This window comes from Symbiobacterium thermophilum IAM 14863 (assembly GCF_000009905.1).
GTDB lineage: Bacteria > Bacillota > Sulfobacillia > Symbiobacteriales > Symbiobacteriaceae > Symbiobacterium > Symbiobacterium thermophilum.
Genome location: NC_006177.1, coordinates 273,166 through 288,112, shown reverse-complemented (window position 1 = coordinate 288,112; position 14,947 = coordinate 273,166). Strand labels below are relative to the sequence as shown.

The window sequence follows — 14,947 nt, the reverse complement described above, 5'->3', positions numbered from 1 at the left end:
CTGTCCAGTTTTCAAGGTTCGAGATCTCGCTGCCGTCAGGCGACAGCTTTAACACTTTATCATCCCAACCGGGGTGGTGTCAACTACCCATTTCATTCCGCCCGACCCAACTGGCACCGCAGCGGATTGCCCCGCTGGGGACGTCGTATAGTCTAGCTGAAAACCGGGCGGCTCGTCAACACCCCGTCACCGGCCGGGCTTCCAAGCCGCACTCACGGTCCTGCGGCCAGCGCCGCTCCGTGGCGTGCGGTAGCTATCTTACGACGCGCGGACCGGCCCGGTCAACACCCAAAAAGGGCTATTTGCGCACATGAGGAACGGGCGGGCCCCACGGCGGTGCCCGCCCGTCACTTGCCTTGTGCGTTACAGCACGACGATGAAGAAGAAGATCACCATCAAGGCCAGCCCAAGGGGCACACCGGTCCTGGCCCACTCACGCGAACCGATCTTCAGCTTGCTGGCCGACACGATGTTGGGGATGTTGCCGGGAATCAGCATGCCGCCGCTGATGAGCAAGCCCATCAAGACGGCTTTCACCTGTGCGGGCGCCATCGCCGGGCTCAGTTCCGCGGCGGTGAGCGTGGCGTTGTCCAGCACCGCCGAGAGCATGTTGATCCAGTAGAGGGCCGCGCTCGGCAATCCGAGCACATACCGGTCGATCAACGGCTTGAAGCCATCCCCCAGGAACGTCAGCGCCATCACGAAGAGGTAGATCTTCAACGCCCGCACGATGACGTCCTTGAAGGACTCGCCGTCCTCCTGCTCGATCAGCCCGGGGCCTTCTGCCTGCGCCGCGGCTTCCGGCCGCCCGCCCTTCAGAAAGAGGGCGCCCAGGAGCCCCAGTGCGACCACCGTCGGCACCACGTAGACCCCGATCGTTCGCAGCAAGTACCAGAAATCGCCGCCCATCTTCGAAACCGCGATCGTGGCCAGCGGCTCTCCCAGCGGGGTCAACGCCGCGCCCAGGCCGATGCTGAAACAGGCCAGGATGACCAAGTTGACCTCGGTCTTCCGGTCGAGCCGCAGGGCACCGACGACCTCCACCAGCACCAGCGAGGCGATGATGGCGGTGATGACGCTGGACACCAGGCCGAGAACGGTGACGACCAGGAACACGAACACCGGGAACGGCACAACCCTCAGGATCGCCCGGATGCCTGCCTGCAGCTTCGTCTGAAACAGCTTGAACAGGATGCCGGCGATCAGGACCGCCGCCGTGATCATGATGGGCTCCTCCAAGGCCTTCATGATCAGGTGCTGGTCCATGATGCCGCTCACCAGCGCGGCCGAAACACCCATGATGAAGAGGAAAATCTCCAGCTGGTGTTCGATGGCCTTGAAGGCAAACGGCAGGATCAGAACCAGAAGCAGGATGACCACAAGCCCCGGGATGACATACGTATCTGCCACGAGTCTGTCCTCCTCACCCCGAATCCTCCACCATCATAGGACTACATCGTTAGAGGGGCAAGTGGCCTTTTCAGGCGATCGCGAAGGCACGCTAGAGCGCCCCGACCCACCGCTGGCCCTGGTTCAGGCTGCGGCTCCGGCCCATGAGCGCCAGCACGTCCTCCCGGCCGTACCGCTCGCGGAACAGGCTCCAGTAAAGGAACTCCTCCTTCGACGCGAAGGGAACGCCCTTCGGGCTTCGCGCGCGGCGGAAGGCCGCGTCCGGCACCGCCTTGGCCGCGTAATGCTCCAGCAGCGGTGCGATCCCCGAACCGATGGCGAACTTCTGCTTCTCCCGCCAGACGATGGCCGGCGGCAGATACTGCTCCGCGACCCGCCGCAGAATCCACTTGCTCTCGCCGTCCCGGCGCTTCAGGCGGGGGTGTATGCGGAACGCAAAGTCCACCACGGCCTGGTCGGCAAACGGCATCCGCGCCTCCACGCCGTGGACCTGGGTCATGCGGTCGACCCGCTGCAGGTTGCAGTTGTGCATGGCCGCCGTGATCTCGTACAGCTCGGCCCCCAGTGCGCCCGCATCGCGCTCGAACTCGGCCAGGTAGTCATATCCGGCGAAGAGCTCGTCGGCGCCCTCGCCCGAGAGCACCACCTTCACGTGCCCGGCGGCCAGTTCCGCCACATAGTAGGTCGCGACCGCGCTGCGCACGAGCGCCGGGTCACACGACTCCAGGGCGTCGACCACCCGCGGCAGGACGGCGGTCACCTCCTTTTCCGTGAGCACCCGCTCGTGGTGAATGGTACCCAATTCCCCGGCCACCATGCGCGCCTGCTCCAGGTCCGCCGAGCCTTCCAACCCCACAGCAAACGTATGGAGTTCGCCTTCCGCGTGCTGCCGCGCGATGGCGGTGACCAGGCTGGAGTCGAGCCCGCCGCTCAGCAGGCAGCCCACCGGCACGTCCGCCGCGAGCTGCTTGCGCACAGCGGCGTGGAGCAGGCGGTCCAGGGCCAGGACGATTTGGTCCGGGTCCGCCAGTTCGCCGGTGTGCGCCGGCAGCCGCTCGTAAGGCTCCAGGGGCTCGCCGGCGCGCCAGCGGTGGCCGGGCGGAAACTCGCGTACGAAGCGCGTCTCCCCGACCAGCGCCTTGATCTCGGAGGCGAAGAGGACATTGCCCTCCTCGTCCTCCCCCCAGTACAGCGGCTGGATGCCCAGCGGGTCGCGGGCGAGGAAAAGGCCCACCTCCTCGCCCCAGATGGCGATCGCGAACATCCCGTCCAGCCGCTCCACGCAGGCGGGGCCATACTCCTCAAACAGGTGCACCACCACTTCGGCGTCTGACTGAGTCCGGAACGCATGGCGCCCCTCGAGCTCTCGCCGAAGGGCGCCATGGTTATAGATGGCGCCGGTCATCGCCAGCCAGAGGCTGCCGTCCTCGTTGGACAGCGGCTGGCCACCGCCCGCAACATCGACGGTGGCCAGGCGCACATGCCCCAGGCCGAAACCGGCCGTCGCCGTCCAGATCCCGCGACCGTCGGGCCCCCGGTGCGCCTGTTGTTCCAGCATCCTCACGATGCGGGCCTTGTCAGGTTTGCCGAGGATCCCAGCGATCCCACTCAATGCAGCGACCTCCTCCTTACACGATCTCTTCTGCGAGCAGCAGGGCGATCCGCTCCGCTTCCGTCAGAACCCGGCCCGAGCGCCGGTCCACGGCGCGGCAGGCGCCGTCCGTGAACCGCACCGCCACCTCACCCCGCGCGGCCGGGTTACCCACCAGGTGCGGGGCATCGAGCAGGCCGGTGCGCACCGCGGCAGCCAGCGTCGGCGCGTGGGTGAGCGGATCTTCCACGCCGGCAGGCGCCAGACCGGCAATCGCCTCCAGCAGCAGCTTCGCCTCCTGCACCAGCTCGGCCTTCCGGGCCTGAACCGCCTCGTCCCGGGTCATGTCGGGCAGCCCCTGCAGGGCCAGCTGGATGGCACCGTTGACCACATGGCAGCCCTCGATCACGTCCTCCGCCGTAGCGGCATGGTGGTACTCGGAGTGGCCCACGATGTGCACAATGTCGGGCTTCACCGCCATCTGCAGGAACGTCGACGCCGCCAGGTGGCCCTTGGCCCGGTCGAATCCCGCCGGCATCGACGTGAGTCCGGTGCGGCACTCCCGCCAGACCCGGAAGTTGGGACCCGCCAGCGACTCCACCAGCTCCAGCTTGGCCAGCATCTTGGCCAGGTCCATCGCCGGGGAGGTGAGAGGCGGGTTGTTCCACATCAGTTGCTGGACATAGTCGGTGACGCCCGCCTGCTTGGCGTTGTAGGCCGCGATGTAGGCGGCAGCCACCGCCACCACGTCCGGGGCGTCCCGCAGCGACCAGTGGTGGCTCTCGTTGGACTCCACCGGTATGCCCCGCTCCGCGTGCCAGCGGAACACCGCCTGTACCTCCGGGATCGACTCCAGAAGTGTCCGCTGCGAGCGCCCGTCCAGCTGGCTGTACCAGAACAGGGGCACCGCCGCCCAGGCGTTGTGGATGGTCTCGTGGAGCATCTCGGCCCAGGCGAGCTGGTCGCGGGTGCCGCTGTAGCAGCGCATCAGCGGGTAGTTCCCGGTGCGGGAGGCGGCATACAGCGCCCGTAGATCGTCCGGCGTCCGGACCGGCACCCCGCCGGCTCCGTGCTCCCGGGGGTCCATCTCCTCGGGCCGGAAGAAGTGCTCCTGCGCGTTCTGGTCGGTGCCGAGGCTGATCACATCCAGCACCCCGGCCTCGCTGATCCGCCGGATCCCTTCCACGGTCGCCTCGACGGTGGGCTGCCCGAAGTGATGGCGCAGCAGCGGGAAGGGGCGCTTCCACAGGATGCGCTCCACCACCGTCTGGGGCGGGATACCACCCGCCTTGCGCGTCGGCGCCCCCCGCAGGTAGTCCACGACGTCCTGCCAGTCTGCCGAACCGCCGAACACGGCCTCGAAGAAGCCCAGGGCCCGGCCGTGCTCCGCCACCGGATCCGTCGCGCCCAGCACCCAGCGGCGGCCGGCCTGCCCCTGCTCCCGCGCCGCACGGGCCAGGTGGGCCAGCACCGCCCGGCCGGACTCCGGCGTGAGCCGGTAGCCCACGGCGACGATCTCGGGATCGTACGCCGCCACCTCTTCCAGCAGCCGCTCCACCGAGACGGCCGGCCCAAGGCAGCGCACCTCATATCCCAGCTGTTCCGCCATCTGCAGGAAGCGAACGACGCCGCCCACGTGGACGTCGTCGCCGATCGCCCCCCCGATCACACGACGGTTAGGCAACATCCACCACATCCCCTTCCAAGGCGTACTGCGTGATCCGCGCGGGCCCCCATCCCGCCATGCCCAGCCGTTCCACAGTGCGGCCCATCGCCCGGAAATCGACGCCGAAGATCCCGTTGGCGATCTGGATCAGCGCGTCGGCGACCGGCGTCGACACCCCGCAGGCGGCACCCAGCGAGGCGATGGGCACCAGGCCGGTCGGAACGTCCTCCCAGATGTACCGATGGTGAAGCTGTGCGGGCGCCCCGACGTCGGCGTACGCCCGGGTGGCCTGGATCGCCTCGTACAGGGTGGGTCGCTCCACCCCGTAGGCCTCCGCGAGCCATTCCCGGGCCGTCAGCGCCCCAACCCCCAACGCCCGGGCAACCGCCACCCGCTCCCGGTCCAGCTGCTCCAGGAGCGCCGCCACCGACGGCGTGATGCCGTCCACGTAATGGCGGAAGGCCCCGCCGGTGGACTCGATACGCCCGGCATTCAGGAGCGCGACGCCCGGATGGAAGATGGCCCCCACGTTGTCCAGTGAGGTCTTCCAGACCCAGCGGGCCGGCATGAACTGGGGAAAGGCGGGCTTGATCGCCTCCAGCAGCTCGCCGGTGCGCGACGCCGGCAGCGCGGCCGCCGGCACCTGGCGCTTGATACCGTGGATGCGGGCCTGAAACGGCCCCGTCTTGCGACTGGCATACAGAAACGTCTGCGCCTCGCCGACGATGACGTCGGCCGTGCACCCGGCCTCCCGCAGCGAATGCCGGAACTCGATGGCTCCCGCGGTGCGGCCGGGGAGCAGCAGGATCCGCTGCCCGTCCCTCAGGTACGGCGCGCACCGCATCGCGATTTCGCGGTGGGCCGAGGCGGGCAGCACGACCAGCACCGCATCCGCCCCCTCCAGGGCTGCCTCCAGGCTGTACGCGACCTGCACGGGACCGAACCCCTCGACCTCGCCCTCCAGGAACACGCCTCCGACGGCCTCAATCGGCTCCAGGGTCTGGGGATTGCGGGCCCAGAGCGACACGGGGAACCCCATCACGCCCAGGTGACCGGCCATGGCGAGCCCGCCGTGGCCGGCTCCGATCACGCAGTATCGCAGCACGGTCTCCTCCCTCCTCAGCAGCAGGATGACTGGCACGTCGCCAGGCTCGGGGAACGGAGAAGGCGCCGACCGGATCGGTCGACGCCCGCCTGAAGGCATGAAAACGCTTAAGGTCTGGTGACCCCTTAGCACATGGTATATCGACATCAATGGCAAGGGCCCACCACCTCAGCCACGCTTACGAGGTTAGCTGACGGACTCGGGGCGCCGAAGCGTACCCCTACGCATCCTCCCTCCGACACCCGTCGGAGCCTCGGTGCGATTCGCCCCAGGAAAGTGGTTCCCCCGTTCCCCGCATACGCGGAGATTCAGCGATCAGGCGGGTCCAGAGACTATTCCGTTACCACAAGCGAGTTAATTTTACCAGGCGGTCTGGCACTATGTCAAGATCGACAATTTTCCAACCACTCCCCTGCACGACTACCCCCCTGCATGGCCGCCGCCATGTTCATGGCACTGCCTGCCGATTGCCAGCCGGAGGGGGGACACCCTTGCTCCCTGAGCATCCCACGCCTGCCCCCTCCCCCGCTTCACGGCGGCTGGCCGGCATGTACGGCCAGCCGCCGTGGCACCGCCTGTCGATTGCCAGGGGGTGGGGGTGGGGAGGGGGGACACCCTTGCTCCCTGAGCATCCCACGCCTGCCCCCTCCCCCGCTTCACGGCGGCTGGCCGGCATGTACGGCCAGCCGCCGTGGCACCGCCTGCCGATTGCCAGGGGGTGGGGGTGGGGAGGGGGGACACCCTTGCTCCCTGAGCATCCCACGCCTGCCCCCTCCCCCGCTTCACGGCGGCTGGCCGGCATGTACGGCCAGCCGCCGTGGCACCGCCTGCCGATTGCCAGGGGGTGGGGGTGGGGAGGGGGGACACCCTTGCTCCCTGAGCATCCCACGCCTGCCCCCTCCCCCGCTTCACGGCGGCTGGCCGGCATGTACGGCCAGCCGCCGTGGCACCGCCTGTCGATTGCCAGGGGGTGGGGGTGGGGAGGGGGGACACCCTTGCTCCCTGAGCATCCCACGCCTGCCCCCTCCCCCGCTTCACGGCGGCTGGCCGGCATGTACGGCCAGCCGCCGTGGCACCGCCTGCCGATTGCCAGGGGGTGGGGGTGGGGAGGGGGGACACCCTTGCTCCCTGAGCATCCCACGCCTGCCCCCTCCCCCGCTTCACGGCGGCTGGCCGGCATGTACGGCCAGCCGCCGTGGCACCGCCTGCCGATTGCCAGGGGGTGGGGGTGGGGAGGGGGGCTCCGCCCCCCTCCCCACTTCCATTAGAACGCCGGAACCACCGCGCCGTCGTAGTTTTCGTTGATGAACCTGGCGACGGCCTCGGACTGCAGGAGCTCCATCAGCTTCTTGATCTCCGGCCGGTTCTCGTCGCCCCGGCGCACGGCGACGATGTTTGCGTAGGGGTTGTTCTCCGCCGACTCCCGGGCCAGAACGTTCGCCTTCACGCCCAGGTTCTTCGCCGCGTCCAGGTAGTAGTTCGTGTTGATCACCGCGGCATCCACGTCCTGGAGGCTGCGCGGCAGGAACTCCGCCTGCAGCATTTCGATCTTCAGGCTCTTGGGGTTCGCCACGATGTCGTTGGGCGTCGCCTTCACGCCAACCCCTTCCTTCAGCTCGATCAGCCCGTGATCCGCCAGGAGCTTCAGGGCGCGGCCCGCGTTGGTGGGATCATCGGGGATGGAGACCGTAGCCCCGTCCGGCAGCTGGTCCAGGCTGGTCAGCTCCAGGGCGTAGAGGCCCAGGGGCTCCAGGTGGACGGGGCCGACCGAGACCAGGTCAAGGCCGCGATCCGCGGAGAACTGCTCCAGGTACGGCACGTGCTGGAAGTAGTTCGCGTCCAGGCTGCCGTCGGCCAGGGCCAGGTTCGGCTGGACGTAGTCGGTGAAGACCACAATGTCCAGCTTGATGCCCTCAGCCTCGGCTTTGTCCTTGATAAACTCGAGGATCTCGGAGTGGGGCGTGACCGTGGCGCCGACCGTCAGCGTGACCGGCTCCTGGGTCTGCTCCGGCCCCTGCACCTGCCCCTGGTCCTGCGCCGGGGCCTGCTGCGCAGGCTGCTCCCCCTGCGCAGGGGAACCCTTTGCGCCGCCGCAGCCGGCCAACACGCCCAGTGCCAGGATGGAAACCAGTGCGATACCTGCGATACGCTTCATACGCTCAACCCCCCGCTTATTCAGGACACTATCTATTTATGCGAAAACCTGTTGGCCAGGCTGTCGCCGATCCATTGCACGACCTGCACCATGATGACAAGGATCACCAGGCTGACGTACATCACGTCCATCTGGAACCGGTTGTATCCCCACTTGACGGCGACGTCGCCCAGACCGCCGCCGCCGATGGCGCCGGCCATGGCCGAGTAGCCGACGAGGTTGACCAGCATCAGGGCCGTGCCCCGCACCAGCGAGGGCCGGGCCTCGGCCAGGAGCACTTTGGTCACCACCTGCCAGTTGGAGGAGCCCATGGCCAGTGCGGCCTCGATCTTGCCGGGGCCCACCTCGTGGAGCGCCTGCTCCACCACCCGCCCCATGAAGGGAACGGCGGCGACCACCAGCGGGACGATGGCCGCCGTGGTGCCGATGGACTTGCCGACGATCGCCCGGGTGAGCGGGCTGACCGCGACCATCAGGATCACGAACGGCGTCGAGCGGCCGATGTTGACCAGCACGCCGAGGATGCGGTTCAGCGCCGGCTTCTCCCACAGACCGTCCCGGGCGGTGATCACCAGCAGCACGCCCAGGGGCAGACCCAGCAGGACCGTGAACAGACCGGCGACGCCCACCATGTAGAGGGTCTCCTTGGTGGCCTCCAGCATCATCCGCCCCAGGTCAGCGTAAAACGCCGCCCAGGCGGCCTTCAGCGCCGTTCCCGGCTCAGCCATTTGGTATCACCTCCGGCGAGGCCCCCTGCTCCTCCAGGAAGCGCAGGGCGTCCTGAATGTCCTCGGGCAGGCCGGTGAACTCCACGAGCAACCGGCCCACGGTCGCCCCGGCGATCCGCTCGACCGCCCCCTGCAGGATGTTGGCGTCCACCCGGAACCGGCGGACCGTCTCGCTGATCAGCGGCCGGTCGGCGGAGGCGCCGACGAAGAAGAGCAACACACGCACCCCGTCGGGGTGGATCCTGTGGGCAGCCTCCTCCGTGGATTCGTAGAACAGCTCCCGCAGCCGCGAGCCGGGCCGGCCGATCAGCTCCAGCACACCGCCTTGCTCGACCACCTTGCCTTCCTCCAGGATGGCCACCGAGTCGCAGACCTGCTTGACGACCTCCATCTGATGGGTGATCAGCAGGATGGTCAGCCCGAGCCGCCGGTTGATCTCCCGCAGCAGCGCCAGCACGGACCGGGTGGTATCGGGGTCCAGCGCCGACGTGGCCTCGTCGGAGAGGAGGAGTTTGGGCCCCGGCGCCAGCGCCCGGGCGATGCCGACCCGCTGCTTCTGGCCGCCCGATAGCTGGTTCGGATACGCCCCGGCCTTGTCCGCGAGCCCCACCAGGGCAAGCAGCTCCTCCACCCGCTCCCGGATGCGCGCCCGGGGCCAGCCGGCCACCTCCAGCGGATAGGCGACGTTGCCGAAGACGGTGCGGGAGTCGAACAGGTTGAACTGCTGGAAGATCATGCCCATCTCCCGCCGGGCCGCCCTCAGTTCCCCGGGGGACAGGCGGGTGATCTCCCGACCGTCCACCCAGACCTCACCCGCGGTGGGGCGTTCCAGCAGGTTGACGCAGCGGATGAGGGTGGACTTGCCGGCGCCGCTCTGGCCGAGGATGCCGAAGATCTGGCCCCGCGGCACGTGCAGGTTGACGTCGCTCAGGGCCACGATCTCCTGCCCGTTTTGTCTGAACACCTTGGTGAGGCCCTTGAGCTCGATCACCAGGACTTACCCCCGTTTCGGCAATAGAAAAGTGCGCCCCAACAAAGAGGCGCACAGAATGAACGACTTCCGGCTGCCTCTCATCTTCGGGAGGGCGGAGCCCTCCCCAGGAATTGGCACCGCTGCACGCCTGGGGAGACGTGCCGGTTGCCGTGGCGTCATCGGGCCAGTCCCTCAGCCTACTCTGGATAAGAGTCAACGGTCCGATATGCTATTTGCGCTAAGCATACCACGGTGTGTGGCAGCCGTCAATATCGAAATCCGCGCAGCCACTACCCGGAAATACCGTGTGACAGCGCCCGGGGCACCTCGTGATCCGAACCGGCGGGGTGCGCGGTGACCAGGATGTTGGCGCCGCAGCCCAGGGCCCTGGCCTGCAGCACCGGATCGTCGGTGGCCACCCAGAGGTCGGCGTCGGGCAGGCAGAGCCGGGTGATGGCGAGCACCCTGAGCAGGTCGCCGGCGCCGCCGGCGGAGCGGACCATCACGCCGGTGAGGCCTGCGTTGCGCAGCACCTCCAGGTCGTCGGCCAGATCCTCATCGGTCTCCCCGTCGATGCCCACGCAGATGCCCCCCGTCACGCGGTAGCCCAGTCCCTTCAGCCACAGGCCCCGGGTGAGCCGGACGGCCGGCGAATGGCCCGGGTGCAGTTGCGAGAAGAGGTCCGGGTTGCAGGAGTCATGGGGCAGCAGGTACTCGACAGCGCCCGCGTGCCGCCACAGTGCGTAGACCTCGTAGGACCGCTCCCCCAGGCCCAGGATGACCTGCATGTCTGTCTCCTCGGCAATGTCCCGGATCAGCGCAGCGACCTCGTCCACCGCGTCGTACCCCGACGAAGCGCAGAGGAGCACCGACGCGCATCCTGTTCTCCAAGCGTGAACCACGTCCTCCCGTATCCGCTGGGGGTCGCTCACCTCCAGGTCGACGAGAAAACGCAGTGACGGCTCTTCACCTTTCTTCTGCCGACAGATGCGGCCGGCCACCTCCAGCAGACTGCGGTACTCCTCGTCCTCGGCCCGCAACATGAGCAGGATCTCCCGGCGACTCGGCGTTCGCCCGGCTGCGGCGCGCCTCAGGATCGGCCCAATCACAACGATCACCCGCCTCTTGTGACAGCCGTCACAAATAATACTAGCGGATCGCCTCGATATAGCCTACCCCGGGAATGGCTCATTTTGTGGGTGGCTACTTTGGTTCACTGCGTGCCGTGATCCACTGCGCTATCCGGACGGCCACCTCCTCCCGGCCGCGCTCCAGCGCCAGGAAGTGGCCCCGGCCGGGCAGCACGACGAGCCGGGCCGAGGACAGCCGCTCCGCCAGGTACTGACCGCTCTCCGGCGCGATCCAGTCGTCCCGGTCGCCCTGCAGCACCAGGACGGGCGCCCGGACCCTCCCCAGATCCCGCCGCGCAAGGCGCGCCAGCCGCACCAGGGACCGCAGGGCCGGCATCGCGGCCGCAGGATCCCCCAGGTACGCGGACAGCCGGGCGCCGATCGCCCCGGGATCTTCCGCCAGGATCGGCGCCGCCAGGGTGCAGACGGAGCTTACCGGGTGCCGCGCCGCCAGGTGCAGCGCGATCAGCCCGCCCAGCGAAAACCCTGCCACGTGCACCTCGGCGCACGCGGCCTGCAGCTCCCGCAGCGCCCCCTCGGCTCCCCGGATCCAGTGCCGGAGACGGGTGCGGCCCAGGTTCGCGGCGTCGGGACCGTGACCGGGCAGCACCGGTGCGCACACGGTGATCCCGCGCGCCGCAAGGCCTTCCACCAGCGGCCGGACCTCAGCCGGCGAACCGCCGAACCCGTGCAGGACCAGGCAGCCCACCGGGCCGGCGCGCAGGTAGACGGCCTCCCGGCTGCGCCTTGCGATCGGCATGGCGGCTCCCTCCCGCTTCCAACGCAAGAAAGGCCGGGTTTCCCCCGGCCCCCAAACGGCGTTGCCAGACTAGCCGCGCGCCTCCAGGAACAGCATGAGCACGGACGTCAGCACGAAGAGGGTGGCAAAGGCCATGCTGAAGCGGTTGAGGATCTCGTCCAGGCCCTTCTTCTTGCCGAAGATCTGCTCGCCCGCGCCGGCGATGGAGCCCGACAGCCCGGCGCTCTTCCCGGACTGCAGCAGCACGGTGGAGATCAGGCCCAGGGCAAACAGGGTGTGCAGAACCAGCACGAACGTCGTCATCCCGTCACCCCCTCGTGTGCGCCTTTTCAGCCTGCTAATTGTACCACATCCCACCTGTGTGGACAATCGCGGAGTACGGCGACCCGGAACGACAAACGGGGCCGCCAAATCTCGACAGATTTCGCGGCCCCGTCTTGGGTCGGCCTCGCCTCAGGCGACAGCGGCCTTCGGCGGCGCCCGCGGCGGCGAGCGCCCGCCCTCATGCTATCCAGCGGATGCCCAGATCAACCCTGCTTCCGGCCGCGGATGACCGAAGTCCCGGCGAAGATCGCCGCGTCCCCCAGCTCCTCCTCGATGCGCAGCAGCTGGTTGTACTTGGCCACCCGGTCGGTGCGGGACGGCGCGCCGGTCTTGATCTGGCCGCAGTTCAGCGCCACCGCCAGGTCGGCGATGGTCGTGTCCTCGGTCTCGCCGGACCGGTGCGACATCACGGACGAGTACCCGTTCCGGTGCGCCAGGGCCACGGCCTCCAGCGTCTCGGTCAGGGTGCCGATCTGGTTGACCTTGACCAGGATCGCATTGGCGGCGTTCATCCCGATGCCCCGGGCGAGCCGCTCGGTGTTGGTGACGAAGAAGTCGTCGCCCACCAGCTGCACCCGGTCGCCGATCCGGCGGGTGAGCTCGACCCAGGCCTCCCATTCGTCCTCGGCGACGCCGTCTTCGATCGAGACGATCGGGTACTGGCGGGTCCAGCTGTCCCACAGGTCGATCAGCTGCTCGGTGGAGAGAACCTTGTTCCCCTCGCCGGCCAGCACGTACTTGCCGTCCTGGAACAGCTCGCTGGAGGCCACGTCCATGCACAGGAAGACATCCTGCCCGGGCTTGTAGCCGGCCTTCTCGATGGCCTCCAGAATGACCAGGATGGCCTCCTCGTTGGACTTCAGGTCCGGGGCGAAGCCGCCCTCGTCGCCGACGGCCGTGTTGTACCCCTTGCTCTTCAGCACCGACTTCAGCGCGTGGAATACCTCAGTGCCCATGCGCAGCGACTCCGCGAAGGAGGGGGCGCCGGCGGGGAAGATCATGAACTCCTGCATGTCCACGTTGTTATCCGCATGCTTGCCGCCGTTGATGATGTTCATCATCGGCACCGGCAGCGTGCGGGCGGTGAGGCCGCCCACGTGGCGGTAGAGCGGGATGCCCAGTTCCGCCGCGGCGGCCCGGGCGGTGGCCAGCGACACCCCGAGGATGGCATTGGCGCCCAGCTTGCTCTTGTTGGGCGTGCCGTCCAGCGCGAGCATCGCCTGGTCGACCTCCACCTGCTCGGTGGCGTCCATGCCCACCACCGCCTCGGCGATCACCTCGTTGACGTTGCGCACGGCGGTCAGCACACCCTTGCCCAGGTAGCGCTGCTTGTCGCCGTCACGCAGCTCCACGGCCTCGAACTGGCCGGTCGAAGCGCCGGAGGGCACGATGGCCCTGCCGGTGGTGCCGGAGGCGAGGATCACCTCCACCTCCACCGTCGGATTGCCCCGGGAATCCAGAACCTCGCGCGCGTGCACATTCACAATCGTCGTCATGGCAGATCAGGCTCCTTCCGCGTTGCTCACCAACAGGGAATCCGCATCCATCTGCGGCGGTTTGGGCAGGCCGATGATCTCCAGCAGCGTCGGCGCGACGTTGGCCAGAACGCCGGGCTTCAGCTTCGCGTCCAGCCGCTGGTCGTCCACCAGGATGCAGGGGACCGGGTTCAGCGTGTGGTTGGTGTGCGGCGCCCCGGTCTCATAGTCGACCATCTGGTCGCAGTTGCCGTGGTCCGCGATGATGACCGCCGCCCCGCCCTTGGCCAGCAGGGCGTCCACCACCTGGCCGAGGCACTCGTCCACCGCCTCCACCGCCCGGATCGCCGCCTCCAGGACGCCGGTGTGCCCGACCATGTCGGGATTGGCGAAGTTGAGCACGATGAAGTCGGTGCGGTCCTCCTCGATCCACTTCACCGCCTCGCGGGCCACCTCATAGGCCGACATCTCCGGCTTCAGATCATAGGTTGCCACCTTCGGCGACGGGACCAGCACCCGCTCCTCGCCGGGGAAGACCCGCTCCTCGCCCCCGTTGAAGAAGTACGTGACGTGCGCGTACTTCTCCGTCTCGGCGATGCGCAGCTGCCGGAGCCCTGCCTCCGCCACCACCTGGCCCATGGGCACGTCGACGAACTGCGGGCCGAAGGCCACGGGGATGTCGGTGAAGGTCTGGTCGTACTGGGTCATGGTCACCAGCTCGACCGGCCGGTAGCCCTCGGGCCGCTTGAACCCGTCAAAGGCGGTCTCATGCAGGGCCCGCACCAACTGCCGCGCCCGGTCCGGCCGGAAGTTGAAGAAGATGACCCCGTCGCCTTCCCGGACGCGCCCGTCCACCCCTTCGATCACCGTGGGCTGCACGAACTCGTCGGTCTCCCCGCGGGCGTACGCCCGTTCCACCGCCTCCGCGACCGACCCCGCCGTGTGGCCGATCCCCTGGGTGATGGCCAGGAACGCCTTCTCCGTGCGATCCCAACGCTTGTCCCGGTCCATGGCGTAGTACCGCCCCGAGATGGTGGCGATCGCCCCGATTCCGGTCTCCTTCAGCTTGGCCTCGACCCGCTCCAGGTAGGGAAGGGCGGACTGGGGCGGAACGTCACGCCCGTCCAGGAACGCGTGGACGTACACCCGCTCCACGTTCTCCCGCTTGGCCAGGTCAATCAGGGCCAGCAGATGGTCGATGTGGCTGTGGACCCCGCCGTCCGAGACGAGCCCCATCAGGTGCAGCGCCTTGCCCGGCTGCTTCGCGCGGTCGAGGACCGGGCGCCACACGGGCAGGGTGTAGAACGAACCGTCCTGGATCGAACGCCAGATGCGAACAAGGGTCTGATACACGATGCGACCGGCCCCCAGGTTCAGGTGGCCGACATTGGAGTCGCCCATCTGGCCGGGGAGGAGGCCCACCGCCTCGCCGGAAGCCGTCAGGGTCGTGTGCGGGTAGCGCGCCATCAGGCGGTCGAAGTTCGGATGTCGGGCCATGGCCACCGCGTTGGCCCGGGGATCGGGGTTCAGCCCCCATCCGTCAAGCACGATCAGGGCCACGGGTCTGCGATAGGCGGACATGTCCGGGTCACCTCCTGCGATCCAGTAAAGTCTGCGCGCGCGGGTCACC

Annotated in this window: 12 protein-coding genes and 2 riboswitches; all 12 genes read right to left on the bottom strand. The window is 68.3% G+C overall.

Going from position 1 to position 14,947, the window contains the following annotated elements; genetic code table 11:
* Positions 1-363: 363 nt before the first annotated feature.
* The 12 genes from STH_RS01330 to gpmI all read right to left on the bottom strand — a co-directional run bounded on the left by STH_RS01330 (position 364) and on the right by gpmI (position 14,898).
* Positions 364-1,410: a DUF1646 family protein gene (locus tag STH_RS01330; RefSeq protein ID WP_011194395.1), complete on the bottom strand. Its 1,047-nt coding sequence runs from the start codon at positions 1,408-1,410 to the stop codon at positions 364-366.
* 91 nt (positions 1,411-1,501) lie between these two features.
* Entirely contained in the window at positions 1,502-3,022 is a 1,521-nt protein-coding gene (gene asnB / locus STH_RS01325) for an asparagine synthase B (RefSeq protein WP_011194394.1), read from the bottom strand.
* 16 nt (positions 3,023-3,038) lie between these two features.
* On the bottom strand, positions 3,039-4,685 hold the full coding sequence (locus tag STH_RS01320) for a cobalamin B12-binding domain-containing protein (RefSeq protein ID WP_242654642.1): 1,647 nt from the start codon (positions 4,683-4,685) through the stop codon (positions 3,039-3,041).
* Entirely contained in the window at positions 4,678-5,772 is a 1,095-nt protein-coding gene (locus STH_RS01315) for an NAD/NADP-dependent octopine/nopaline dehydrogenase family protein (RefSeq protein WP_011194392.1), read from the bottom strand. The genes STH_RS01320 and STH_RS01315 overlap by 8 nt, the downstream gene beginning before the upstream one ends.
* Positions 5,773-5,932: 160 nt before the next feature.
* Positions 5,933-6,096: riboswitch (cyclic di-AMP (ydaO/yuaA leader) on the bottom strand.
* A 940-nt stretch (positions 6,097-7,036) separates the two neighbouring features.
* Complete coding sequence (locus STH_RS01310; protein WP_043712985.1) at positions 7,037-7,927, bottom strand: MetQ/NlpA family ABC transporter substrate-binding protein; 891 nt, start codon at positions 7,925-7,927, stop codon at positions 7,037-7,039.
* A gap of 32 nt (positions 7,928-7,959) precedes the next feature.
* A complete protein-coding gene (locus tag STH_RS01305) occupies positions 7,960-8,655 on the bottom strand; it encodes a methionine ABC transporter permease (protein WP_011194389.1) in 696 nt (231 codons plus the stop codon).
* Positions 8,648-9,646 carry a methionine ABC transporter ATP-binding protein gene (locus STH_RS01300; RefSeq protein WP_011194388.1) on the bottom strand — a complete coding sequence of 333 codons (999 nt, stop codon included), beginning with the start codon at positions 9,644-9,646 and terminating at the stop codon, positions 8,648-8,650. Before STH_RS01300 ends, STH_RS01305 begins: the two co-directional genes overlap by 8 nt.
* A gap of 77 nt (positions 9,647-9,723) precedes the next feature.
* Positions 9,724-9,841: riboswitch (SAM riboswitch) on the bottom strand.
* A 77-nt stretch (positions 9,842-9,918) separates the two neighbouring features.
* Positions 9,919-10,746: a biotin synthetase gene (locus STH_RS16730; RefSeq protein ID WP_011194387.1), complete on the bottom strand. Its 828-nt coding sequence runs from the start codon at positions 10,744-10,746 to the stop codon at positions 9,919-9,921.
* 85 nt (positions 10,747-10,831) lie between these two features.
* Positions 10,832-11,518, bottom strand: a complete 687-nt coding sequence (locus STH_RS01290) for an alpha/beta hydrolase (protein WP_011194386.1) — start codon at positions 11,516-11,518, stop codon at positions 10,832-10,834.
* Between the two features lie 69 nt (positions 11,519-11,587).
* Positions 11,588-11,821: a preprotein translocase subunit SecG gene (secG, locus tag STH_RS01285; RefSeq protein WP_043712983.1), complete on the bottom strand. Its 234-nt coding sequence runs from the start codon at positions 11,819-11,821 to the stop codon at positions 11,588-11,590.
* Between the two features lie 224 nt (positions 11,822-12,045).
* Positions 12,046-13,338, bottom strand: a complete 1,293-nt coding sequence (gene eno, locus STH_RS01280; protein ID WP_011194384.1) for a phosphopyruvate hydratase — start codon at positions 13,336-13,338, stop codon at positions 12,046-12,048.
* Between the two features lie 6 nt (positions 13,339-13,344).
* A complete protein-coding gene (gene gpmI / locus STH_RS01275) occupies positions 13,345-14,898 on the bottom strand; it encodes a 2,3-bisphosphoglycerate-independent phosphoglycerate mutase (protein WP_011194383.1) in 1,554 nt (517 codons plus the stop codon).
* Between the last annotated feature and the right edge of the window lie 49 nt (positions 14,899-14,947).

Bases quoted from the DNA above. Each gene is read 5' to 3' on its own strand.
- STH_RS01310 (WP_043712985.1), bottom strand. From the start codon at position 7,927: ATGAAGCGTATCGCAGGTATCGCACTGGTTTCCATCCTGGCACTGGGC.
- STH_RS01290 (WP_011194386.1), bottom strand. From the start codon at position 11,518: ATGCCGATCGCAAGGCGCAGCCGGGAGGCCGTCTACCTGCGCGCCGGC.
- gpmI (WP_011194383.1), bottom strand. From the start codon at position 14,898: ATGTCCGCCTATCGCAGACCCGTGGCCCTGATCGTGCTTGACGGATGG.
- secG (WP_043712983.1), bottom strand. From the start codon at position 11,821: ATGACGACGTTCGTGCTGGTTCTGCACACCCTGTTTGCCCTGGGCCTG.
- STH_RS01305 (WP_011194389.1), bottom strand. From the start codon at position 8,655: ATGGCTGAGCCGGGAACGGCGCTGAAGGCCGCCTGGGCGGCGTTTTAC.
- eno (WP_011194384.1), bottom strand. From the start codon at position 13,338: ATGACGACGATTGTGAATGTGCACGCGCGCGAGGTTCTGGATTCCCGG.